This window comes from Methylophilus sp. 14 (assembly GCF_015354345.1).
GTDB lineage: Bacteria > Pseudomonadota > Gammaproteobacteria > Burkholderiales > Methylophilaceae > Methylophilus.
Genome location: NZ_JADKYS010000001.1, coordinates 248,227 through 271,716 on the forward strand (window position 1 = coordinate 248,227; position 23,490 = coordinate 271,716).

Here is a 23,490-nt window from a genome sequence, read left to right on the forward strand (position 1 = left end):
ACGCAGCGAATAAGGTTATTCATGCTTCAGGGTGCGCGCCAGCACCACGGCGGTCACCCGCGTCGCCCCTGCCTGCTTTAATATCTTGGCCACCGCGTGCATGCTGGCGCCCGTCGTCATTACATCATCCACAATCACCACATGTTGACCTTGCCATGATTGCTGCGTGGCAAATGCGCTACGCAGGCTGCGGGTTCTGGTTTTCATGTCCATGCCAGCCTGGGTCGGGGTATCAAGCACACGTATGCATCCTTCACTATCTAGTGGAATCCGCCATTGCTGTTGTAACTGTTTGGCTAGCTCCAGCGCATGATTAAACCCGCGTTCTTTGACGCGGTTGAGATGCATGGGCATAGCGATCACGACTTGTGGTGCTGGTATTGGCAAGCGCGGTAATTGCGCCAGCAAGGCATTAGCCAGCAAGTGTCCCAGGGAGAGTTGTTGATGGTATTTGAATTGATGTAATAGCCGGTCTAAGGGATACGCATAGCGGAACGGTGCGAAGGTATGGTCGAACGCGGGTGCATGTTGCAGGCACACACCGCACAATGCCCCCGATATATTAGGCAGTGCGCATTGCGGGCAGCGTGGCGACTGGTACCAGGGCAATAAATCAAAGCAATGACTGCAAAGCGGGAGAGAGGTGCGACTGTGTGCACTGGCTGGCGCATCACACAGCACACAGGGCAGGGTGGATCCTAGCCAGCGCTGACACTGGCGATAAAAACGAGTTTGATTAAATTTTAATCTATTGTAAAAATTTTTCACGTCATATTTTAAACAACATATAATTCGCCCGGATTATTCATACAATTTTATTGCGTGGTATTTATGGAACAACATACTTCTGCTGCCGGTTGTAGCAGCGAAATACAAACCTCTGTTATTAACCTCGATGGCTTGAAACCGTCATCTGCCTGCCATCCTACGGTAGAGCGCTGGCAGGTAGCAGACATCATGGCACTGTTTGAGTTGCCATTCAATGACTTGCTAGATCGGGCACACACCGTGCACAGAGAACACTTCGACCCGAATGCGGTGCAAGTGAGTACCTTGCTGTCGATTAAAACCGGCGGCTGCTCTGAGGATTGTGGCTATTGCCCACAAGCTGCGCGCTATCACACCGAGGTGGAAAATGAGCCGTTGATGAAACTGGACGACGTGTTGGCGGCGGCCAAAGCGGCTAAAGACAGTGGCGCCAGCCGTTTCTGTATGGGCGCCGCCTGGCGTGGCCCTAAACAGCGTGATCTGGAACCTGTGCTGAAGATGATTTCTGAAGTGAAGGCGATGGGGCTGCAAACCTGTGCCACGCTGGGGATGCTCAAAGATGGCCAGGCTGAGCAATTGAAAGAGGCCGGGTTGGATTATTACAACCATAACCTGGACACTGCACCAGAGTTTTACGGCGACGTGATTACCACCCGCACTTACCAGGACCGCCTGGATACCCTGGACCGTGTGCGCAGCATGAATATCAATGTGTGTAGTGGCGGCATTATTGGTATGGGTGAAACCCGTGCCCAACGCGCAGGCCTGGTGGCGCAACTGGCGAATATGGAGCATCCGCCAGAGAGCGTACCGATTAACTTGCTGACCCAAGTGGAGGGCACGCCATTGCATGGTACGGATCCACTGGATCCGCTGGAGTTTGTGCGTACCATCGCGATTGCGCGTATCACCATGCCAACCAGCTTTGTGCGCTTGTCCGCAGGCCGTCAGAGCATGGGCGAGGCCGTGCAGGCGCTATGCTTCCATGCCGGTGCCAACAGTATTTTCTACGGTGAGAAATTACTCACGACCGGCAATCCTGAAGTCGAGTCAGATAATGCCTTGTTTGCCAAACTGGGCCTGAAGAAAATCTAATGAGCGATTTGCTGGAGTCCTTACGCGCCGACCTCGACAAGCGGCAAACACTGGGCCTGATGCGCCAGCGCCGTTTGCTGGACTCGCCGCAGGCCGAGCATATTACGGCCAACGGTCAGCCATTTCTGTCGTTTTGCAGCAATGATTACCTGGGCCTGGCCAACGATGCCGCGCTGGTCACTGCGCTGCAAGCCGCAGCGGCTGAGGCGGGCGTGGGCAGTGGCGCCTCCAATTTAATCACTGGTCATCACCGTTACCACGACCAGCTGGAGCAGGCATTGGCGACGTTTGTCGGTCAACCGGCCGCCTTGCTGTTTTCGACCGGCTATATGGCCAATATCGGCGTCGTCAGTGCCTTGATGGGCCGTGACGATGCCGTGTTTTCCGATAAGCTCAACCATGCCTGCCTCAATGATGGCGCCTTTTTATCACGTGCTACGCATCACCGCTTTGCGCACAATGATGTGGCCGCGCTTGAAAAGTTACTGCAAGCCAGCACGGCGCGCCACAAACTGGTGACTGCCGATGCCGTGTTCAGCATGGATGGCGATCTGGCGCCCTTGGCCGCTTACCTCGAACTCTGTGAACGCTACGATGCTTATCTTTACGTGGATGATGCGCACGGGTTTGGCGTGCTGGGCCCGCAAGGCCGTGGCTCGCTCAAGCACCTGGGCTTGCAGTCACCGCGCCTGATCATGATGGGCACACTGGGCAAGGCCGCGGGCGTGGCTGGTGCGTTTGTCGCCGGTGAAAAAATTGTTATCGACTACCTGATTCAATACGCCAATAGTTATATCTACACCACCCCGGCGCCACCACCGTTGTCAGCCGCATTGCTGGCTTCAGTCAAGGAAATTGAACACGGCGATGCGCGCAGAAAGCAATTGTTTGACATGATTGCCTTGCTCAAAAGTGAGCTGTCACTCTCTCGTTGGCATTTGTTGCCGTCAGAAACGGCGATTCAGCCCTTGGTCGTGGGCGATACCCATGAGGCGTTGGCACTGAGCCAATACCTGCAGGCACGTGGCATTCTGGTGCCTGCTATTCGTCCGCCCACCGTGCCTGCCAATACCTCGCGTTTGCGTATTTCTTTGTCTGCAGCGCACAGTGAGGACAATGTACGGGCACTGATTGCCGCTTTGCATGCCGCCGAGCGCGACATTCCGCCCGGGGCGCAGGCATGAGTTGTTTTATCGAAATCATGGGCCAGGGTAAACCATTGGTCTTGCTGCATGGCTGGGCCATGAATAGCGCGGTCTGGGAACGCGTGGTCAAACGCCTGTCTGCCAGCTATCGCTTGTTTCTGGTCGATTTGCCCGGCATGGGCCAAAGCCGGGCCGTCTACCCTTATCATTTACACAGCCTGGCCGAAGCCGTGGCCGAAGAGATTCCTGGCGTGTCTACGATCCTGGGCTGGTCACTGGGTGGCCTGGTGGCGCAACAGATTGCGCTAAACCAGCCGGATCGTGTCGAGAAGTTAATTCTGGTCGGGACTAACCCTTGTTTTGTCAGCAAGCCTGATTGGCCAAACGGCATTGCCGCCAGACATTTTGAGCAGTTTAATCAGCGTTTTGAGCAGGACTTTAACGCGACCCTGTTGAATTTTCTGACCCTGCAATGCATGCACGCCAAAGATGCCCGCGCGACCGTGCGTCAGTTACGCACTGCGTTCGCTGCCAAACCAACGCCGACGCAGGACAACCTGAACCAGGCGCTGGATATTTTGCTGCAAACTGATTTGCGTGAAGAGGTGGGCCGGATATTCCAACCGACCTTGCTGATACACGGTGACCGTGACACGCTGGCGCCGGTGGCCGCCGCACATTGGCTGGCCATGCATTTGCAGCGCGCGCAGTTGCGCGTGATTGCCGGGGCGGCGCATGCGCCATTTTTGTCACATGCAGATGCGTTCTGCGAATCCGTCGAAGCATTTATGGCCGATGACCCGTCCGAACAGCAAGTGAGTCACTAATGCAGGATGTTTACCAGATCGACAAGTCGCGTATGCGGCAGTCGTTTCACCGCGCCGCCAAACAGTATGATGCCGCCGCCATTTTGCAGCGCCAGGTGCGTGAAGAAATGCTCAGCCGCTTGGACGTGGTTAAGCTGGAGCCAGCCGTGATTCTGGATGCAGGCTGTGGCACTGGCCACGGTTTGCACGCCTTGCTCAAGCAGTTTAAACAAGCACAGGGCATTGCGCTTGATATCGCCGAAGGCATGCTGGCACGTAGCCGTGCCTTATTCCCCTGGTATCAGTTCTGGCGGGCGAAACCACGCTTTGTGTGTGCTGATATTGAGTCACTGCCCTTGGCGACCGCCAGTGTCGATATGGTGTGGTCCAACCTGGCGGTGCAGTGGTGTAATGATCTGGACGCCGCCTTGCAGGAATGGCGCCGCGTGTTGCGCCCGAATGGCCTGCTGATGTTTGCTACTCTGGGGCCGGATACGCTCAAAGAATTACGCGCCGCGTCTGGCGCCGACCATACGCATGTCAGCCGGTTTATTGATATGCATGATATTGGCGATGCCCTGACGCGCGCTGGTTTCAGTGCGCCAGTGCTGGACGTGATGCATTACACCTTAACGTATGACACAGTGGAATCCCTGATGCGTGATCTCAAGGCCATAGGCGCACATAATGCCACCGCTGGCCGTGCCAAGGGTCTGAGCGGAAAAGGATTTTTACAGCAACTGCGGCAGGGCTATGAAGCGTTCCGCCACGAAGGCAAACTGCCAGCCACTTATGAAGTCGTGTTTGTCCATGCCTGGACTGGCAGCCAGCCTTATACTGCGCCCGGCACCAGCCCGGTCCAGTTTATGCCACGCAAAGGCAGTTAAAGGGAAGGTATGCACGCGCTGCCACGTCATTTTTTTGTTACCGGCACCGATACCAGTGTGGGCAAAACGACGGTTACTGTACGCCTGATGCAGCAGTTGGTGGCGCAAGGCTTGACCGTCATTGGCATGAAGCCGGTGGCGTCTGGTTGTGAGTGGGTGGATGGGCGTTGGCAAAACGACGACGTATTGCAGTTGACCGCCGCTTCTAATGTCGGCGCGCCCGCTGAGTTGATCAACCCCTATTGTTTTGAGCCCGCTATTGCGCCGCATATCGCCGCCGCCCAGGCTGGCGTGGAGATCGACTTTAACGTGATTCTGGCGGCCTATGCGCAACTCACGACCATGGCCGATGTGGTGATTGTGGAAGGGGCTGGCGGTTTGCTGGTGCCACTTAACGCTACTCAAACCATTGCTGATTTAATTCAGGCACTCAGTCTGCCTGCGCTGGTGGTGGTGGGCATGCGGCTGGGCTGTATAAATCATGCCTTGCTCACGGCGCAGGTGCTCAAGCAACGCAATATCGACTTTTGTGGCTGGGTGGCGAACAATATAGACCCGCAGATGTCAGTGCCACAAGAAAACTTGCAGAGCCTGATCACTGGCTTGCAACAGCCCCCGGTGCTGCAAGTCCCATTTCAGGAGTCGTTTCACTGATGGATCAGTCATTACTCACCCGCATTGAGTTGCGCGCGCCGGTACCGCCGATGACACGCTTGCTGATCACATTAAACGTGCTGGTGTTCGTGGTCATGCTGTTTGGTGGGGCAGGTTTTTGGCATTCACCGAATACCGTACAACTGACCTGGGGCGCCAATTTTGCCCCGGCCACTGCCGATGGCCAGTGGTGGCGCCTGGCGAGCGCGATGTTTCTGCACTTTGGCGCCTTGCATCTGGGCATGAATATGCTGGCCCTGTGGGATGGCGGCAAACTGGTCGAACGCATGTTTGGTGCCGTACGTTTTGTGGTGATTTACCTGGTCAGCGGTGTCGGCGGTAACCTGTTGTCACTGGTCATCCAAGGCAATGATGCCGTGTCTGGTGGCGCTTCCGGCGCTATTTTCGGGATTTATGGTGCGCTGCTGGTGTATGTCTGGTTTGGCAGAAAGCAAATGCAGGCACAGGAATTCCGCTGGCTGTTCTGGGGTGCGTTGCTGTTCTCCGCGCTGACCATAGGCATGGGCTATATCATTCCTGGCATTGATAATTCGGCCCATATTGGCGGCTTTGTCACCGGCATGGTGATGGCAACGCTGTTGCTACCGGTCACCATCGTGCCCAGTAAACAATTAACACTGACGCAATGGCTGGCGGCCGTATCATGGGTGATTGCGCTGTTTGTCTTGGTGACCCATTTGCCTACGCCCAAATATCGCTGGCAGCAAGAAATCGCGATACAAAAGCAGGTGCAAAAGCTCAATCAGGTGGACCAGAAAGCACAGCAGAAATGGCGGCAGATCATATTGGAAGGCCGTGAGGGTAGTGTCAGCTTTGATGATATGGCGGCGCAGATTGATGCACAGGTCGCGACGCCTTATGAAGAAAGCTTTGAAAAGCTATCAGCGTTGCCGGAAGATCCTAACCTGCCGTCTGCTGCCTTGCTGGAACAGGCCAAAGCCTATGCCTTGCAACGCAGTGAAGCCAGCAAAGCGGCCGCAGACAAATTGCGTAACGTGCCGTTTATGCCGGGTAAGCCTGCGACGCCCTAAGCGCGTGAGCCGCTAGGCGGTGTGGCTGCAATCACCCTGGCTTCAGGATAGCTGACTTGTGTGGCCGCCATTTGCTGCACGAAGGCCTTGGCATTGGCTGCCCAGGGTTGTGTCGTCAGGTTTTCCAGCATCTCTTGCAGGGCGTGGTTCATGGTGGCCTGGCTGAATGGTGAAGCTAATACCTTGCCCGCCTGTGCTGCCGTGATATAGCTGGCATAACCACAGACTTCGGTCACCAGTAATGGCAGGCCTGCCGTCATCGCTTCAATCAATACGATCCCGGCCAGTTCCGAGCGTGCTGCATGCACCAGCAGGTCGCAACCCAGCATCAGGGCCGGGATATCCGGACGCCCACCGGCTTCTATGCAACGGTCAGCCACACCACGTTGTTCGGCATAGGCCCGCATATTGCTGCTGGATTCAAACTCACCCACTGCGAGTAACCAGCAGCGCTGTTTCAACGGCGCAGGCAGGCTGCTCAATGCGTCTATGGCGCGGTCTACGCCTTTACGTACAAAGGCTGAGCCAACCGTGAGTAACACCATGGCGTCTGCTGGCAGGTTGAACGTTGTGCGTACATAGGCGCGATAATCCTGTGCTGGCAAGCTGGCAAACCGTTGTAGCGGAATGTTGGGCGGCATCAGGTGGAAACGGGCGTGATCGGTACCATACCAGTGGTGAAAAACGGTTTGATCATGCTGGTTAAGCAGCAGGATATGTGTGGCAGACGTTGCGCCAAACACCGCTTGTTCCATCGCAGAAAAGAAGCGATAGCGACCGGACAGCTTTTTATACCAGGGCTCATGGTGCATGCGTTTGGCATAGCAGGGGTCTGCCGCAAAATACACATCCAGCCCCGGCATGCGGTTAAAACCGACCACGCGGTCAAAATGTCCTTGCGCCACGGCTTGCTGCATTTGCCGGATCAATGACTGATGGCGGTGATGATTAAGCCAGCCACTGGCTTTTAACAAGTGGACATCAATGCCTGGTGGCAAGTCGCCACGCCATTCACCGGTAAAAATCGTGACCTCATGGCCGAGGGTGACGCAGTCTCTGGCAATGCGCAGCATATCGCGCTGCACACCGCCGTAAGGAAAGTATTTGAATATGAGAAACGCAAACTTCATGCGATGGCATTGTATGCGAAAATAGCGGCCATGAAACGCATCCTGATTGTCAAAACCACCTCCATGGGCGACGTGATCCATGCCCTGCCTGTTGTTGAGGATATCCTGCAGCATTTTCCTGATGCGCACATCGACTGGCTGGTAGAAGAAAGTTTTGCCGATATTCCCCGCCTGCATCCGCGTGTGCAGCAGGTGTTTACCGTGGCCGTGCGCCGCTGGCGCAAACAGTGGTGGCGCCGCCAGGTCTGGCGCGAAATTGCTGCAGTCAAACAGGCGGTTGCTGGTCAGCCCTATGATGTCGTTCTGGATTTACAAGGCTTGGTGAAAAGCGCCGTCATGGCGACGTGGGCGCGTGGACCACGTCATGGTTACGACAAGCACTCCATTCGCGAGCCATTGGCCAGCCGTTTTTACCAGCATCAGTATGCCATCCCTTATCGCCAGCACGCGGTGGTGCGTATGCGCACACTGGCGGCAATGGCACTCGGTTATGCCGTGCCGCAAAACAAGCCTGCTTATGGGCTGGCAGGTGTGGGGCAACACGCGCAGGCGGCGGCTTTTTTGGCGCTGCATGCGACCAGCCGCGATAGCAAATTATGGCCTGAAGAACACTGGGTCGCTTTAGGACAGCACTATGCCACGCAAGGCTTGCATATGTGGTTGCCTTGGGCCAGCGATATTGAAAAAGCGCGTGCTGAACGTATTGCGGCGCACGTGCCGCAAGCCCTGGTGCTGCCCAAGTTGGGCCTGCAGCAGTTAGTCGGCCAGATGCCACAAGTACGTTTTGCGGTGGGAGTGGATACCGGGTTGTCACACCTGGCTGCCGCACTGGATATTCCTGTTGTTGCCCTGTATACCGATACCGAGCCTGCATTGACGGGTGTGGCGGGCGGGCGTGTGGCGCCTGCGGTTAATTTGGGCGGCAAGGCGCAGGTACCTGAGGTGGCCACTGTGATTGCGCAATTGTCAGCGATGCGCGTGACTGTCAGCATTTAAAAAATCATACACAAATTCACGCTTTACCCTTGAAATCAGTAGGGACATCCCCAACATTGGAAAAATATTGAAATGGTTTCGGTGAAACTGTCTCAGGATGAACAGTATTGAATAAGAAGGGGAGCTTCATGCAAGAACCAAATACACCTTCCGAGGTGAACACCAATGATCCGGCTGTGAACGACGCAGCCCAGGCTAGTCCGGCAGATACCAACGAAGCGCGCATTGCCGAACTGGAAGCTGCGCTGGAAGAAGCCAAGGCGCAAGTGCTCTATGTGAAAGCCGAAGGTGAAAATATCCGCCGCCGTGCTTCTGATGATATTGATAAGGCACGCAAGTTTGCGCTGGAAAAATTCAGTGGTGAACTGCTGGCGGTGAAGGATAGCCTGGATGCGGCTTTGGCCGTAGAAAGCAACGAAGTCGCCAGCTATAAAAATGGCGTAGAGTTGACCGCCAAGCAATTATTGAGCGTGTTTGAGAAGTTCAATATTGCCGAGATTAACCCGGTGGGTGAGAAGTTTGACCCGAACAAGCATCAGGCCATCAGCATGGTGCCCGCCGAAGGCGAGCCGAACACGGTATTGAGCGTGCTGCAAAAAGGTTACAGCCTGAATGAGCGTGTGCTGCGCCCGGCATTGGTGACCGTGATACAGGCAAAATAAACCATAGCAAGAATAGGGACTTGAAATCTGATCAGGTATCCCAATTATTAGAACATCGGTATTGAGATCAACGAATTGTAAGGATTAAACAATATGGCAAAAATTATTGGTATTGACTTGGGGACAACCAATTCCTGCGTCGCAGTGATGGAAGGCGGCAAACCACGCGTGATTGAAAACGCAGAAGGCGCACGTACCACGCCTTCTATTATCGCTTATCAGGAAGATGGCGAAATTTTGGTCGGTGCACCGGCAAAACGCCAGGCTGTGACCAACCCTAAAAACACTTTGTTTGCGGTGAAGCGTTTGATTGGTCGCCGTTTTGACGAAAAAGAAGTGCAAAAAGACATCGACCTGATGCCTTACACCATTGCCAAAGCTGACAACGGTGACGCATGGGTAGAAGTGCGTGGCAACAAACAGGCGCCACCGCAAATTTCTGCTGAAGTATTACGCAAAATGAAGAAAACCGCCGAAGACTACCTGGGCGAAGAAGTGACCGAGGCCGTGATTACCGTGCCTGCTTACTTTAACGATAGCCAGCGTCAGGCGACTAAAGATGCAGGCCGTATTGCTGGCCTAGATGTGAAACGTATCATTAACGAACCAACTGCAGCAGCGCTGGCGTTTGGTATGGACAAACAAGAAGGCGACCGCAAGATTGCGGTGTACGACTTGGGTGGCGGTACGTTTGATATTTCGATTATCGAAATTACTGAAATCGACGGCGAACACCAGTTTGAAGTGTTGTCTACCAACGGTGACACTTTCCTCGGCGGTGAAGACTTCGATAACCGCATCATCGACTTTTTGGCCGATGAGTTCAAAAAAGAAAACGGTTTGGACTTGCGTAACGACTTGCTGGCCAAGCAGCGTTTGAAAGAAGCTGCTGAAAAAGCCAAGATCGAATTGTCTGGCGCACAGCAGACTGAAGTGAACCTGCCTTACATCACGGCAGATGCCAGTGGTCCTAAGCACTTGGTGGTGAAAATCACCCGCGCCAAACTGGAATCATTGGTTGAAGAGTTGATCGAGCGTACGATTGCGCCTTGTAAAACCGCCTTGAAAGATGCGGGCGTGTCTCCGTCTGAGATTTCTGACGTGATTTTGGTTGGCGGTCAAAGCCGTATGCCAAAAGTGCAAGAAAAAGTGAAAGAGATTTTTGGCAAAGAGCCACGTAAAGACGTGAACCCGGACGAAGCTGTGGCGGTTGGTGCTGCGATTCAGGGTGGCGTATTGAAAGGTGACGTCAAAGACGTGTTGCTGCTGGATGTGACGCCTTTGTCACTGGGGATTGAAACCCTGGGCAGCGTGATGACCAAGCTGATCAAGAAAAACACCACGATTCCGACCAAGGCATCACAAGTGTTCTCGACTGCTGAAGACAACCAGAACGCCGTGACTATTCACGTGCTGCAAGGCGAGCGTGAAATGGCGTCTGGCAACAAGAGCCTGGGCCAGTTTAACCTGAGTGACATTCCACCATCACCACGTGGCATGCCGCAAATTGAAGTGACATTTGATATTGATGCCAACGGTATTTTGCACGTGTCTGCTAAAGACAAAGCCACTGGCAAAGAGAACAAAATCACCATCAAGGCTAACTCTGGTTTGTCTGAAGAAGAAATTCAACGCATGGAAGAAGATGCGGCGAAATATGCTGACGAAGACAAGAAGCTGCGTGAGTTGGTCGATGCCCGTAACCAGGCTGACAGCGTATTGCACAGCGTGAAAAAATCACTGGCTGAGCACGGCGACAAGATTGAGGCAGATGAAAAAGCCAAGATCGAAGACGCGATTAAAGACCTGGAAGCGGTCGCCAAGGATGGCGATGATAAAGAGGTGATTGAAGCCAAAACCAATGCCTTGATGGAAGCGTCGCAAAAACTGGGTGAGAAAGTTTACGCTGAGCAACAGGCGCAGGCGAACACCGAGAGTGCGCAGCAACCAGAAGGTGAAAAAACGGTTGAAGGCGATGTGGTGGATGCCGAGTTTGAAGAAGTGAAGAAAGACTAAGCGTGAAAGCGGCGGGTATTAACATGCTCGCCCTTTTTTTAATGATGCCGGCAAACACACTACGCTGATCGCGGGTGTGTTTGTCTTTATGGCGCAAGCGCATTAAACGGAAAAACTATGGCAGCTGCAAAAAAAGATTATTACGAAGTGTTAGGTGTAAACCGCGACGCCAGCGAAGAGGAAATTAAAAAAGCCTTTAAAAAGCTGGCCATGAAGTTTCACCCTGACCGTAACCCGGATAACCCGAAAGCCGAAGAAAGTTTTAAAGAAGCCAAAGAGGCTTATGAGATTCTGAGCGACGACCAGAAACGTGCAGCCTATGACCAATACGGTCACGCCGGGGTAGACCCCAGCATGGGTGGCGGTGGTTTTGGCGGCTTTAACTCTGGCAACTTCAGTGACGCGTTTGGCGATATTTTTGGCGACATTTTTGGTGGCGCACGTAACCAGCGTTCGAATGTCTACCGTGGCGCTGACTTACGTTACAACCTGGAAATTTCACTCGAAGATGCCGCCAAGGGCACAGAGACCAAGATTCGTATCCCGGTGCAAACCAGTTGCGAAACCTGTCATGGCTCGGGCGCACGCCCAGGTACCTCACCGGTGACATGTACCACCTGTAACGGTCATGGCCAGGTGCGCATGCAACAGGGCTTTTTCTCTGTGCAGCAAACCTGCCCCAAATGTCATGGCACCGGCAAGATGGTCAAAGAGCCTTGCCCGACTTGCCACGGTGGTGGCCGCGTGAAGCAAAACAAAACGCTGAACGTTAAAATTCCGGCTGGTGTGGATGAAGGCGATCGTATCCGCTTGAGCGGTGAAGGCGAAGCCGGTGTCAATGGTGGGCCAACCGGTGATTTGTACGTGGTCGTGCATCTCAAAGAGCATCCGATTTTCCAACGCGAAGGCGCAAACCTGCATTGCGAAATGCCGATCAGCTTTAGCACGGCGGCCTTGGGTGGTGAAATTGAAGTGCCGACCCTGGATGGCGCCGCCAAGATGAAGATCCCTGCTGAAACACAAACGGGTAGCGTATTCCGTTTGCGTGGTAAAGGTATCAAACCGTTGCGCTCCAGCGAGCATGGCGACCTGATGGTGCATGTGGTGGTAGAAACGCCGGTGCGTTTAACCGAGAAACAGAAAGACCTGCTGCGCGAGTTTGAAAGCAGTACGCAAGCCGATGCAGGTAAGCATAGCCCTAAGAACAAAAGCTGGGTCGATAAAGCACGCGACTTTTTCAGTTAATTCCTTATGAGGTTGGGGCCAATAGTCTGGCAGATAGAATTCTGCTAGACTATTGGCCGTTTTCTTTTTTTACCGTTTTGCGTTAAGCGGTGTCTGCAAGTTGTTGTTTTTATTAAAGTTACAATTTAATAACAATTGAATTTGGGCTTTTACAATTCAGTTACAGCTTGGTCAAATTACTGCAATAACTCCTCCCTATACTGGACTCATCTTTAAACGAAACACAAAATGTTTTGTTTGATGGCTGGTTTAGTTGATTTTCAACGACTAGCATTGATTTCCTCCTGATCCAAACCCCCTTTTAACCCGCATTAGCGGGTTTCTTTTTTTATACCTGTGCTTTTTCATTGGTCATGGCTCACCGAGCGGGGTGGTCTAGGCTGGCAACATCGTTTATGATGACATGCATCGCTTGCAAGATTTGATGTTTAAAACCGTTTTTTGAGCACACTTGATCATGTTGAAAATTGCCATTTTTAATCAGAAGGCAGGGGTAGGGGCCACCACCACGGCACTCAACCTGGCGGCTGCCAGTCAGCGTAAAAAGCGTCAGGTGGCCTTGCTGGATATGGATCCACAGGCGAGACTCACCGAAATCTACAAGCATTCAGGACTGGATATGCAGCAGCATTTGTTCCGGTTTTATCAGGAGGCGACACCGCTGGATGCCTTGTGCCAGCCGTTGCGTAATGGCCTGCAATTAATTCCAGCCACTTCTGAGTTAATGAAGGTGGATTCACAGTTTGGTCGCGGCCCAGCTACATTAAGCAAGCTGGGACAAGGCTTGCTTGCCTTGGAAGCCGCACAACCGGCGCTAGAGGTATTTATGGATTGTTGCCCGTGTGTCGGGGTGATTTCGCTGAGTGCGGTGTTTGCCAGTGACCTGGTGCTGATTCCAGTTTCAACCGATTATTTGTCGATTAACTCCGCCGTCAAAATGGATAAGGCACTTAATGCCTTACAGCCAGTGTTAAAACGCAAAATACAGCGTCGCTACTTACTGACGCGTGCGGATAAACGCAAGGCCATGACGACGGAAGTTGATCAGGAAATGCGTCGCCTGTTTGGTAGTGAGGTCTTGCTAAGCAAAATCCATGAGCATGCCGCCCTGAACGAAAGCGCGCGCATGGGGCAGCACGTGTTTGAGTATGATGCCGACAGTGCTGCCGCACAAGATTACATGGCGTTGTACTTTGAGCTGCAAGATGTTGTTAAACAATTACCTCGCCCCGAGCGATTAGCCGCTTGATCTTCTTAAGACTCGCGGCGGCTACTCAGCCACTGTCGCCGCCAGAATACCAGCAGCATAGCCACGGCAATCAGCAACATCATTAATATTGCCCACCAAAAGCCATTGGGCTCTTTTAGCCACGGCATTTCGTTAAAATTCATACCAAAAATACCGGCAATCAAGGTGGCTGGCATAAACAGCATCGCCACCACCGTCAGCGCACGTACCTCGAGGTTCACGCGCTGGCTCAGGCTGGTCATGTAAATATCCATCAGGCCGCTTAAGGTGTCACGAATCGCTTCCAGTGATTCTGTGAAATGCACGGTATGGTCGTACAGGTCACGCAAATAAGGCACTGTTTGCGGGCTGAAGAATCCGTGTTCGTTACGGATCAGGCTATTCAGCACTTCGCGCAACGGCCAGACTGCGCGCCGCAGTTGTATGGTGACATGCTTCAGGCGGTGAATATTCTGTAAGTCTTCCGGGCTGGGTCGGTCCAGCAGCTGATTCTCAAGCTGTTCGGCATCGTCATTAATCGCTTCCAGCACCTGAAAGTAACGTTCCATCAAGCTATCCAGCAAGGCGTAGCATAAATAGTCTGGGCCACTTTGGCGTAGCAATGCCTGACCCTGGCGCAGCCGTTCACGCACCGGTTCAAAGCTGCCAGAAGGTCGCTCCTGGAAAGTAAGCAGCCACTCACGTCCTAGCGCCATGCTGATTTGCTCGGAGCTCACGCTCATGCTCTCGGTGTCGTAGTAAAACAGGCGCGTTTCCAGAAACAGGTAATCTGGGTAGGTGTCGAGTTTGGGTCGCTGTTCGGTATTCAAAATATCGTCCAGCACCAGCGGGTGCAGTTTGAAACGGCGGGCAACGGCTTGTAACAAGGGGATATCAAGCACACCATGCACATTAATCCACGCCACATGCCCGGCTGGCGGCTGCCAATCGACAATCTCCTGCATGGTGAGCTGCTGGGACACTATGTCTTGCACGTTGTAACAAATTTTATGGATACAAGCCACGGGCAAGGGCGGGCCTGCGGGTGTTTCCACGAGTGCCGGGCTCTCGGTGCCCAGCAGTCTGTGCTTGCGGTGCGTATGTTTACGTTTTGCCATTACTATCTCAGCTGAAAATGCCGTTCCAGCATAAGCGTTCACTGGCCGGAAATCAACCCGCGAGCAGGTGGCTGGCCAGTCTATGCTAAAATAAAGAAAATTCTTGAGTGGGAAAAAACGCATGTCTGGCAATACCATCGGCACCTTGTTTACCTTGACCTCGTTTGGCGAGTCACACGGCCCTGGCATTGGCGGCATTGTCGATGGTTGCCCACCGGGCCTGGAGTTAACTGCGGCCGATTTGCAAATCGACCTCGACCGCCGTAAACCTGGTACGTCACGCCATGTGACCCAGCGCGCCGAAGCCGACGAAGTTGAGATTTTATCTGGTGTATTTGAAGGCAAAACCACAGGCACACCGATTGGTTTGCTGATCCGCAATACCGACCAGCGCTCGCAGGATTACAGCAAGATCATGGATACTTTCCGCCCTGGTCATGCAGACTATACCTATACACAAAAATACGGCATTCGCGATTACCGCGGCGGTGGCCGCTCCAGCGCTCGCGAAACTGCCGTACGCGTGGCGGCGGGGGCCATTGCCAAAAAGTGGCTCAAGCAGCAATACGGCGTGCAGATTCGCGGCTACTTAAGCCAGATTGGCGAAATTAAAGTGCCGTTTGTGAGCTGGGAGGCCTTGTCACAAGAAGGCAATGCCTTCTTCTCGCCGAATGTCGAGATTCTGCCGCAACTGGAAGCCTATATGGACCAAATCCGCAGCGAGCGTGACTCCGTTGGTGCGCAGATTACTGTGGTCGCAGAAAAAGTACCCGTTGGCTTGGGCGAGCCGGTGTTCGACCGCCTGGATGCGGATATTGCGCATGCCATGATGGGTATCAACGCGGTGAAAGGCGTGGAAATCGGTGCCGGATTTGATGCGATTGCGCAGCGCGGTAGCGTACACAGTGATGAGTTGACGCCAGACGGCTTTGCCACCAACCATGCCGGCGGCATTTTGGGCGGGATTTCCAGTGGCCAGGACATTGTGGTCAACGTCGCGTTCAAGCCGACTTCCAGCATTCCGCAACAACGTCACTCTATCAATCAGGCGGGTGAGCCGGTGATGATGCAAACCACTGGCCGTCACGACCCCTGTGTGGGCATCCGCGCAACGCCGATTGTCGAAGCCATGCTGGCGCTGGTGCTGATGGATCATGCCTTGCGTAACCGTGGCCAGAATGCGGACGTGCATTCCAAGGTGCCAACACTGTAATTTCCTTCATCGCCCAAGACTGGTCTTGGGCGATGTTCATTCACGCGCGAGTATGTCATGAGTCACGCCTTACACTTCAATCTCTCGCGTTTCTATTTTATCTACTACTTTTTTGTCGGTGCATTTGTCCCTTACTGGGGCTTGTACCTGACGTCTGAATCCTTTTCCCCGGCCGATATTGGCATCCTGATGTCGCTGTTTCAACTCAGCCGCATTATTGCGCCTAATTTGTGGGGCTGGCTGGCAGACCATACGCGGCAACGCGTGCGCTGGATACGCACCACGGCTTTTCTCGGCTTGTTAGGCTTTATCGCCATTTTCTGGGCGCACGACTTTACCACCATGTTTGTGGTGATGATTGCCCTCAGCCTGTTTACCAGCTCGACCTTGCCGCTCTCCGAGTCTTTGGTGCTCGCACATCTGGCCAGCACCAATGGCCATTACAGCAAAATCCGCTTGTGGGGTTCATGGGGGGTTATTGTGGCCTCTGTGCTGCTAGGTTATTTAACCGACTGGTTTGGTATCGGCAGCCTGCTCTGGTTTATTTTACTGGTGCAATGCACGCTGTTCGGGCTGACGTGGAAGCTGCCAGAGGCGCACGTGCCGCCGCATGCGCATGATGACTTTTCAGTCTGGCAAATCTTAAAGCAACCGGCGGTGCTATCGCTGCTCATAGGTTGCGCGATGATGGTGACGGCACATGGCCTGATGTATAACTTTTACTCCATCTACCTGGCTGAGCATGGCTACAGCAAAGGCATGATAGGTTGGTTGTGGGGGCTGGGCGTGATTTGCGAGATCGGTATTTTTATGAAAATGCCGTGGATCATGGCGCGCTTTAAGCTCAAAACTATTTTGCTTGCAAGTTTACTCATAGGCGTGGTGCGTTTCACCATGATGGGTCAGGTGCCGGATCAGCTCTGGCTGTTATTGCTGGCGCAAACCATGCATGCGTTTACCTTTGGCAGTTTCCATGCGGCGTCGGTCGAGGTGGTCACGCAATACTTTAATGGCCGCCACCAGGCCAAAGGGCAAGCCATTTATAACAGCGTGGCGTATGGCGTTGGCGGTGCATTGGGGGGATTGTTAGGCGGTTTTGCGCTTGAGTATTTAGGTGGGCAGCTCACGTTTACGCTGGCGGCGTTGTTCCCGTTATTGGGCGCGATTGTGGTCGCAGTGGGTTTGCGTTTGTCGCAGCCTTACGCACGTCAGGGGATGTTTAGTCATTAAGATTAATCAATAAAAAATAGCCCGCATGCGGGCTATTTTTTATGGGATGACATCACTGAATTAATTGACGCGTTTATCGCGTTCAATCAAAGCATAGGCGCTGTGGTTATGGATGGATTCAAAGTTTTCTGACTCGACCACATATTTCACAATGCGTTTTTCATCGTTGAGTTGTGCTGCCACGTCGCGCACCATGTCTTCGACAAATTTTGGATTGTCATAGGCGCGTTCAGTCACAAACTTCTCGTCCGGGCGTTTGAGCAAGCCATACAGCTGGCAAGAGGCCTGGTCTTCAATCAGCGTAATCAGGTCTTCCAGCCACATAAATTCATTGAGCAGGGCCGTCACGGTCACATGTGAGCGCTGGTTGTGCGCGCCGTAGTCTGAAATCTTCTTGCTGCATGGGCACAGGCTGGTGACTGGCACCATCACTTGCACAGTGATTTCAAACTGGCCGTTTTTGATTTCGCCAATAAAGGTCACTTCGTAATCCAGCAAGCTTTTCACGCCGGAAACAGGCGCTGCCTTGTTGATAAAGTAAGGGAAGCGCATTTCCACGTAGCCGGACTCTGCTTCCAGGCGCTCGACCATCTGGCGCAAAATGGTTTCGAAGGAGTCGATAGAAATCGCATGCTCGTTCATGTTTAAAATCTCGACAAAACGAGACATGTGCGTGCCTTTGAAGTTGTGCGGCAAGTGCACATACATATCAAACATGGCAACAGTATGCTGCTCACCACCGGTTTTGTCTTTGACAATCACTGGGTGACGTATGGATTTGATACCGACTTTGTTGATATCCAGTCTACGCACGTCTGGCGTATTCTGTACATCTTCAATCGTTGTTGGGATCACGGGTTGATTCATCAGGGTTCCATCGCGGGGTTTCCCGCCTGTTAATTAATAGTTGAGTTTACTACTCGGAAATTAATTTCTCAATAGCAGAGAGGATTCCGTTTTTGTCTAGACCACATTCGGCCAGCATAGTTTCGTGGCTGCCATGTTCAATAAACTGGTCAGGCAAACCCAGGCAGCGCACAGGTTTAACCAGGTGATGTGCCTGTAAGCATTCCATCACCGCCGCACCAGCGCCACCCATGACAGCATTTTCTTCCACCGTGAGCAGATAATCATGCGTGCGGGCGATTTCCAGCACCATGGCTTCATCCAGCGGTTTGATAAAGCGCATATTAATCACGGTGGCATCACAGGTTTCTGCGGCCTGCAACGCTGGTTGCAACATACTGCCAAGGGCTAGGATGGCGATTTTCTTACCCTGGCGCACGAGTTGGGCTTTGCCGATAGGCAGGGATTCTAATGCGGTTGAGACACTGGCGCCAATGCCGCTGCCACGCGGATAACGTACCGCAGCCGTGCCAGGATAATGGTAGCCAGTGGTCAGCATCTGGCGGCATTCGTTTTCATCGCTAGGTGCCATCAACACCACGTTAGGGATACAACGCAAAAAGCTTAAATCAAAGCTGCCTGCGTGTGTCGGGCCATCAGCGCCGACCAGACCGGCACGGTCTATCGCCAGCAAGACGTCCAAATCTTGCAATGCAATATCATGCACCAACTGGTCATAAGCGCGTTGCAAAAAGGTCGAATAAATCGCCACCACCGGCTTCAGGCCATCACAGGCCATGCCTGCCGCAAAAGTGAGCGCATGCTGTTCGGCAATGCCGACGTCAAAATAGCGTTGCGGATAGGCCTCGGCAAAGCGATTGAGGCCGGAGCCGTCACACATGGCGGGCGTGATGCCGACCAGTTTGTCGTCTGTAGCGGCCATATCGACCAGCCAGTCGCCAAAGATTTGCGTATAAGTGGGCCGCTCGTTGTGGCTCAGGCTATGGCCATTCTGTGGGTCAAACTTGCTGACGCCATGATATTTATTCGGGTTGTCTTCGGCCGGGCTGTAACCTTTACCTTTTTGCGTCACCACATGTAAAAACTGTGGGCCTTGCAGTTGGCGGATATTGCCCAGCGTATCAATCAGCGTGTCGATATCGTGGCCATCAATCGGGCCGATGTAATTGAACCCGAACTCTTCAAATAGCGTCCCTGGAGTGACCATGCCTTTGGCGTGCTCTTCGGCGCGGCGCGCAAATTCTTTGACCGGCGGCATAATATCCAGCACTTTTTTACCGCTACGACGTACGCTGTCATACAGTTTGCCGGACATTAAGCGGGCAAGGTAGTTGTTGAGCGCGCCGACATTGTTGGAGATGCTCATGTCGTTGTCATTGAGAATCACCAGGATGTTGGTATCCATATCGCCAGCATTGTTCAAGGCTTCAAATGCCATGCCAGCGGTCATGGCACCATCGCCAATAATGGCGACGCTACGGCGGTTGGAGCCTTGGGCTTTCGCAGCAACTGCCATGCCTAAGGCAGCAGAAATCGAGGTGCTTGAGTGCCCGGTGCCAAAGGTATCGTATTCGCTCTCATCGCGCTTAGGAAAACCAGCAATGCCACCTGCTTTGCGCAGGCCTGCCATCGCTTCACGGCGACCTGTCAGTATTTTGTGCGGATAAGTTTGGTGGCCAACATCCCATACCAGGCGGTCGTCTGGCGTGTTGTAGATGTAATGCAGTGCGATTGTGAGTTCAATCACGCCCAAGTTAGACGATAAATGGCCGCCCGTTTGCGAAACACTTTGAATCAGGAAGGCGCGTAATTCTGCAGCCAGCACTTTGAGCTGCGAGCGCTCCAGCGTGCGGAGGTCGGTCGGGGAGTCAATGCGGGACAGCAGCGAAGTCATGATTAAAATGGGCGCTCACAAATAAATTTGGCAATGCCGCGTAGCGGGTCTGCCTGCGGGCCAAAGCCCGCCAGTAACTGCAATGTTTGCGCGTATAAACTGTTTACCAGCGCTTTCGCCTCTTCTAACCCAAGCAGGCTGACGTAGGTTGATTTCTCTTGCAGGGCATCTTTGCCAGCGGTTTTACCCAGGGTTTGTGTATCAGCAGTCGCGTCCAGAATGTCGTCGACCACCTGAAACGCCAGCCCCATATGTTGACTGTATTGTGTCAATGTATTGATCAATGGCAGGTCTGTGTGATCCGCCGCATAAGCGCCCAGTAACGCCGCCGCTTCAATCAGGGCGCCGGTTTTGTACTGGTGCATGGTTTCCAGTGCCTCGCGCGACAAGAGTTTGCCTGTGCTTTGCAAGTCTATGCTCTGGCCGCCACACATCCCGCGTGAGCCAGTGGCTTTTGCCAATACTTGCACTTGTTTTAACGCTTGAGGAGCACTGGTGCTCGCCAGGCACTCAAAGGCCTGGCTTTGCAGTGCGTCACCCACCAGCAGGGCAGTCGCATCGTCATATTGTTTATGGCAACTTGGTTTGCCGCGGCGCAGGTCGTCATCGTCCATGCACGGCATATCATCATGCACCAGTGAAAAGGCGTGGATCAGTTCTACGGAGGCAGCGGAAGCATCTGCCGCGTCTGGGCTTGCCCCAGCCAGTTCGGCGGCGGCATAACTCAACAAGGCACGCACACGTTTGCCCCCGCCCAGCACCGCATAGCGCATGGCTTCATGCAAACGTCCTGGTGAGGTGTTTTCGCTGGGCAGCGTGCGTGACAATACTTCTTCAACGCGTTGCTGATGTGCGCTGGCCCAATGATCAAAAAAAAATGGAGGCTGAGTCATGACGAAAGACAAAAAAGCAGGCGCGTTAATTGGCCTCAAAAGGTGTCAGCTGTTGCTGCTGGTTCAGGATCATCACGGTTTGCTCGGCTTGTTGCAGTGATTCCTGACAAACCTGTAGCAGTTGCATGCCTTCTGTGTAAGCGGTTAATGCAGCTTCCAGCGGAAGCTCACCGGACTCCATGCTTTTGACGATGGACTCCAGCGCTGACAGTCGCTCAGCAAAGGTTTGTGGGTCGCTCACCGCGGACGGTGACTGTTTGGAAGCACTCATGAAAATTAGCCTGTGAAAACGCCAGCTATTTTAACAAAACTCCCCCTGCTTGCGGGATTATTCTCAGTGGGGCGAGAGAATGGATCAGGCAGGCAAAACACGCAGCAGGAATTGGCGAATATCGTCAATTTCGGCTTCACATACGCTGTGCGGCATATCGTATTCATGCCACTCCACCGCATAACCCGCAGCTTCCAACGTTTGCTGGGATGATTGTGACGTGGCTAGCGTAATCACACTGTCTTGTCGCCCGTGCGCCATCCAGATTGGCAATGGTTTGTTGGCGGGATGCTGCTTTTCTTTGAGCTGATTCTTTAATGGCAAATAAGTAGAGAGCGCCAATACGCCCGCCAAGGGGTGATCAAAACGCGTTGCCGTATGCAAAGCCATCGCGCCCCCCTGTGAAAAGCCAGCCAGCAAAATACGTTGCGAAGGAATGCCGCGCGCTATTTCTGCTTCAATCATGGCATTTATCGTTGTTTGCATGCTGTTGATGCCAGCCTCGTCTTGCTGGCTCTCTGATTGCAGCCCAAAAATGTCATACCAGGCACGCATCTCATAGCCGTTGTTTAAGGTGACAGGGCGATAGGGCGCGTGTGGCAGAATAAATTTGATATTTGGCAGATTGAGCATCTGCACCACGGGCTCAAAGTCGTGACCGTCGGCGCCTAGGCCGTGTAGCCAGATGATGCATGATTGTTGATGACCGTTAGCATTTACAGTGATGTTTTCTAGCATGACTTACGCTTGAAGTTGCAGTTGGCCTAATCATAATTCATTGCTGAGGTCTAAATGATGATGGCTAGTCGGATTTTTTAAATTTTTGAGAATATTCTTCCTTGTATTCTCTCAACGCTATCAATGGCATGGGGTGGGTGTTTGGAGTAGGAGTTGATTTGTTCTGTCACAATAAGCGAAAAGCCCCATTGCGGGGCTTTCGCTTATACCATTAGAGGATTAAGGCGCAGCAGCAGCTCTGGTGCATGTTGCACCTTGAGTCATATCACATGTGATTACTCTGCCTGTACCAGCGTTATTGGCTGGAACAGGGTTGAATTGTTGGGTTGCAATTGTAGGTGTTGCAATCACCTGGCAAGCTGATGGTCTGTGATCGTTTACTGGGCGATTGACAGTCAGAGCGGCCAGCGAGCTTTTTGCATATGCACTGGCTTCAGCCAAACATGCAGAGTCAGCAGCTTCGCGGGTGTAATCTTGATAAGCCGGAATCGCTACAGAAGCCAAAATACCAATAATGGCCACAACGATCATCAATTCAATCAGGGTAAAACCTTGTTGTACGTGTTTTTTCATCATGTTTTCCTTTTGAGTCAAGTTTAAAGTGAACATCTACTGTTTCATTCACTGCTTTTCCAACAGTGTTCGCTAAACCCTAAAGCAACAGGTGTGCCAGCTCTGTTTTATTATCTATAACTTATTGAAAAATATGAATTAAAGGGTTTTTATGCTTTATTTCTTCGATTTGAATTGGAGGTTTTTTGACTAGGGTGACAAAATGAGAAATGACGTAAAGTGACAGCACTCGTCAAACTTTGGCAATGCAGGTGATGTTTTTGGTCAGGTGATGATGAGGTGGTGCAGAATGCAAAAAAGGGATTGTGTGGTACACAATCCCTTTATTTGGTGACAGTGTTTAGCTTTTGGCCAAAACTGCATTTGCAAAAACGAATGTTGTTTACAACGTAAGACTTACCAGAACTTCCACCAGGGTTTACTGTTGCCTTGCGATTTTTTTCCAGAACCCTGGCTAATTACTTTCCCGATTCGGCAACCTTTTTCAGGCTTTCCAGACCGGCGTCAAAATAATCGTTCACTGCTTTGGTGGCAGCGTCGTCATTTTGTTCAGGTTTTGGGATGTTTGAAGAGTCGGCACGTGTGTAGCTGCCTTTCACCGTGACCACTGATTCATTGCCGCTGCCGGTTACAGTGATGCCTGGGTAAAAGTTAGACACTTGCAAAGTGCTTTTTTCAAGCACGTATTCATATTTCAGGCGCATGCCTGCATCGTCAGCAGAGCGCAGTTTTTCGTACATCACGCCGCCGTTTTTCAGTTTGACAGTGCGATAAGTCGCGTCATCGCCGTTTTCGTCTTTTTTCTGCTCAATAGTGGTTGATTCAACGCCTGCGTGCCACGCTTGTACATTGCCAAAGTCTTTGAGCAATGCCCACACTTTTGCCGGGGCTGCTTTGATGGTGACGGTTTTCTCAAAACGTAACGCAGCCGCACCGTGTGCGCCAGCAGTCAGAGGGATCAACGGCAATAAAGAAACAGCAATAATGCCTAGAATTTTTTTCATTACAT

The 23,490-nt window shown here is 52.7% G+C and carries 23 protein-coding genes; 13 read left to right on the forward strand and 10 right to left on the reverse strand.

Translation table 11 applies throughout. The annotated features are described in order from the left end of the window. Window positions 1-15: 15 nt before the first annotated feature. A complete protein-coding gene (locus INP78_RS01345; protein WP_194740418.1) occupies window positions 16-768 on the reverse strand; it encodes a ComF family protein in 753 nt (250 codons plus the stop codon). A gap of 63 nt (window positions 769-831) precedes the next feature. Between INP78_RS01345 and bioB the strand changes: the two genes are divergently transcribed. From bioB to INP78_RS01375, 6 genes are read left to right on the forward strand one after another with little or no spacing between them, the layout of a single operon-like run. Continuing rightward, window positions 832-1,863: a biotin synthase BioB gene (gene bioB, locus INP78_RS01350; RefSeq protein ID WP_194740419.1), complete on the forward strand. Its 1,032-nt coding sequence runs from the start codon at window positions 832-834 to the stop codon at window positions 1,861-1,863. Further along, entirely contained in the window at window positions 1,863-3,047 is a 1,185-nt protein-coding gene (gene bioF, locus INP78_RS01355) for an 8-amino-7-oxononanoate synthase (RefSeq protein ID WP_194740420.1), read from the forward strand. The genes bioB and bioF overlap by 1 nt, the downstream gene beginning before the upstream one ends. Continuing rightward, window positions 3,044-3,835: a pimeloyl-ACP methyl ester esterase BioH gene (gene bioH, locus INP78_RS01360; protein WP_194740421.1), complete on the forward strand. Its 792-nt coding sequence runs from the start codon at window positions 3,044-3,046 to the stop codon at window positions 3,833-3,835. Before bioF ends, bioH begins: the two co-directional genes overlap by 4 nt. Beyond that, complete coding sequence (bioC, locus tag INP78_RS01365) at window positions 3,835-4,701, forward strand: malonyl-ACP O-methyltransferase BioC (RefSeq protein WP_194740422.1); 867 nt, start codon at window positions 3,835-3,837, stop codon at window positions 4,699-4,701. The genes bioH and bioC overlap by 1 nt, the downstream gene beginning before the upstream one ends. 9 nt (window positions 4,702-4,710) lie before the next feature. Beyond that, a complete protein-coding gene (gene bioD / locus INP78_RS01370; protein ID WP_194740423.1) occupies window positions 4,711-5,355 on the forward strand; it encodes a dethiobiotin synthase in 645 nt (214 codons plus the stop codon). Beyond that, on the forward strand, window positions 5,355-6,407 hold the full coding sequence (locus tag INP78_RS01375; RefSeq protein ID WP_194740424.1) for a rhomboid family intramembrane serine protease: 1,053 nt from the start codon (window positions 5,355-5,357) through the stop codon (window positions 6,405-6,407). Before bioD ends, INP78_RS01375 begins: the two co-directional genes overlap by 1 nt. On the opposite strand, the gene INP78_RS01380 is transcribed toward INP78_RS01375, so the two are convergent. After that, window positions 6,404-7,537 (reverse strand): glycosyltransferase family 4 protein, encoded by a 1,134-nt coding sequence (locus tag INP78_RS01380; protein ID WP_194740425.1) that lies wholly within the window; start codon window positions 7,535-7,537, stop codon window positions 6,404-6,406. The genes INP78_RS01375 and INP78_RS01380 overlap by 4 nt on opposite strands. Window positions 7,538-7,540: 3 nt before the next feature. On the opposite strand from INP78_RS01380, the gene waaC reads away from it, so the two are divergent. The 5 genes from waaC to INP78_RS01405 all read left to right on the forward strand — a co-directional run bounded on the left by waaC (window position 7,541) and on the right by INP78_RS01405 (window position 13,705). Next, the gene (gene waaC, locus INP78_RS01385; RefSeq protein WP_194740426.1) at window positions 7,541-8,533 is read left to right on the forward strand and encodes a lipopolysaccharide heptosyltransferase I; all 993 of its coding nucleotides are present in this window, start codon (window positions 7,541-7,543) and stop codon (window positions 8,531-8,533) included. A gap of 128 nt (window positions 8,534-8,661) precedes the next feature. Beyond that, complete coding sequence (gene grpE / locus INP78_RS01390) at window positions 8,662-9,195, forward strand: nucleotide exchange factor GrpE (RefSeq protein ID WP_194740427.1); 534 nt, start codon at window positions 8,662-8,664, stop codon at window positions 9,193-9,195. 93 nt (window positions 9,196-9,288) lie between these two features. Then, entirely contained in the window at window positions 9,289-11,211 is a 1,923-nt protein-coding gene (dnaK, locus tag INP78_RS01395; RefSeq protein ID WP_194740428.1) for a molecular chaperone DnaK, read from the forward strand. A 117-nt stretch (window positions 11,212-11,328) separates the two neighbouring features. Beyond that, window positions 11,329-12,456, forward strand: a complete 1,128-nt coding sequence (gene dnaJ / locus INP78_RS01400; RefSeq protein WP_194740429.1) for a molecular chaperone DnaJ — start codon at window positions 11,329-11,331, stop codon at window positions 12,454-12,456. A gap of 457 nt (window positions 12,457-12,913) precedes the next feature. Further along, window positions 12,914-13,705: a ParA family protein gene (locus INP78_RS01405; RefSeq protein WP_194740430.1), complete on the forward strand. Its 792-nt coding sequence runs from the start codon at window positions 12,914-12,916 to the stop codon at window positions 13,703-13,705. A gap of 5 nt (window positions 13,706-13,710) precedes the next feature. On the opposite strand, the gene corA is transcribed toward INP78_RS01405, so the two are convergent. After that, complete coding sequence (corA, locus tag INP78_RS01410; protein ID WP_194740431.1) at window positions 13,711-14,802, reverse strand: magnesium/cobalt transporter CorA; 1,092 nt, start codon at window positions 14,800-14,802, stop codon at window positions 13,711-13,713. A gap of 121 nt (window positions 14,803-14,923) precedes the next feature. Here corA and aroC point away from each other — a divergent pair, with 121 nt between their 5' ends. After that, a complete protein-coding gene (aroC, locus tag INP78_RS01415) occupies window positions 14,924-16,015 on the forward strand; it encodes a chorismate synthase (RefSeq protein ID WP_194740432.1) in 1,092 nt (363 codons plus the stop codon). Window positions 16,016-16,072: 57 nt separating this feature from the next. Further along, complete coding sequence (locus INP78_RS01420) at window positions 16,073-17,245, forward strand: MFS transporter (RefSeq protein WP_194740433.1); 1,173 nt, start codon at window positions 16,073-16,075, stop codon at window positions 17,243-17,245. A 60-nt stretch (window positions 17,246-17,305) separates the two neighbouring features. On the opposite strand, the gene folE2 is transcribed toward INP78_RS01420, so the two are convergent. The 7 genes from folE2 to INP78_RS01455 all read right to left on the reverse strand — a co-directional run bounded on the left by folE2 (window position 17,306) and on the right by INP78_RS01455 (window position 23,485). Beyond that, window positions 17,306-18,112, reverse strand: a complete 807-nt coding sequence (gene folE2, locus INP78_RS01425) for a GTP cyclohydrolase FolE2 (protein ID WP_194740434.1) — start codon at window positions 18,110-18,112, stop codon at window positions 17,306-17,308. A 49-nt stretch (window positions 18,113-18,161) separates the two neighbouring features. Further along, the gene (gene dxs / locus INP78_RS01430; RefSeq protein WP_194740435.1) at window positions 18,162-20,006 is read right to left on the reverse strand and encodes a 1-deoxy-D-xylulose-5-phosphate synthase; all 1,845 of its coding nucleotides are present in this window, start codon (window positions 20,004-20,006) and stop codon (window positions 18,162-18,164) included. 2 nt (window positions 20,007-20,008) lie between these two features. Then, a complete protein-coding gene (locus INP78_RS01435) occupies window positions 20,009-20,899 on the reverse strand; it encodes a polyprenyl synthetase family protein (RefSeq protein ID WP_194740436.1) in 891 nt (296 codons plus the stop codon). Window positions 20,900-20,924: 25 nt separating this feature from the next. Next, window positions 20,925-21,170 carry an exodeoxyribonuclease VII small subunit gene (gene xseB / locus INP78_RS01440; protein WP_194740437.1) on the reverse strand — a complete coding sequence of 82 codons (246 nt, stop codon included), beginning with the start codon at window positions 21,168-21,170 and terminating at the stop codon, window positions 20,925-20,927. 84 nt (window positions 21,171-21,254) lie between these two features. Continuing rightward, window positions 21,255-21,908 carry an alpha/beta hydrolase gene (locus tag INP78_RS01445; RefSeq protein WP_194740438.1) on the reverse strand — a complete coding sequence of 218 codons (654 nt, stop codon included), beginning with the start codon at window positions 21,906-21,908 and terminating at the stop codon, window positions 21,255-21,257. Between the two features lie 219 nt (window positions 21,909-22,127). Then, entirely contained in the window at window positions 22,128-22,481 is a 354-nt protein-coding gene (locus INP78_RS14645) for a prepilin-type N-terminal cleavage/methylation domain-containing protein (RefSeq protein WP_194741075.1), read from the reverse strand. Window positions 22,482-22,939: 458 nt separating this feature from the next. Then, window positions 22,940-23,485 (reverse strand): SRPBCC family protein, encoded by a 546-nt coding sequence (locus tag INP78_RS01455; protein ID WP_194740439.1) that lies wholly within the window; start codon window positions 23,483-23,485, stop codon window positions 22,940-22,942. Window positions 23,486-23,490: the final 5 nt, after the last annotated feature.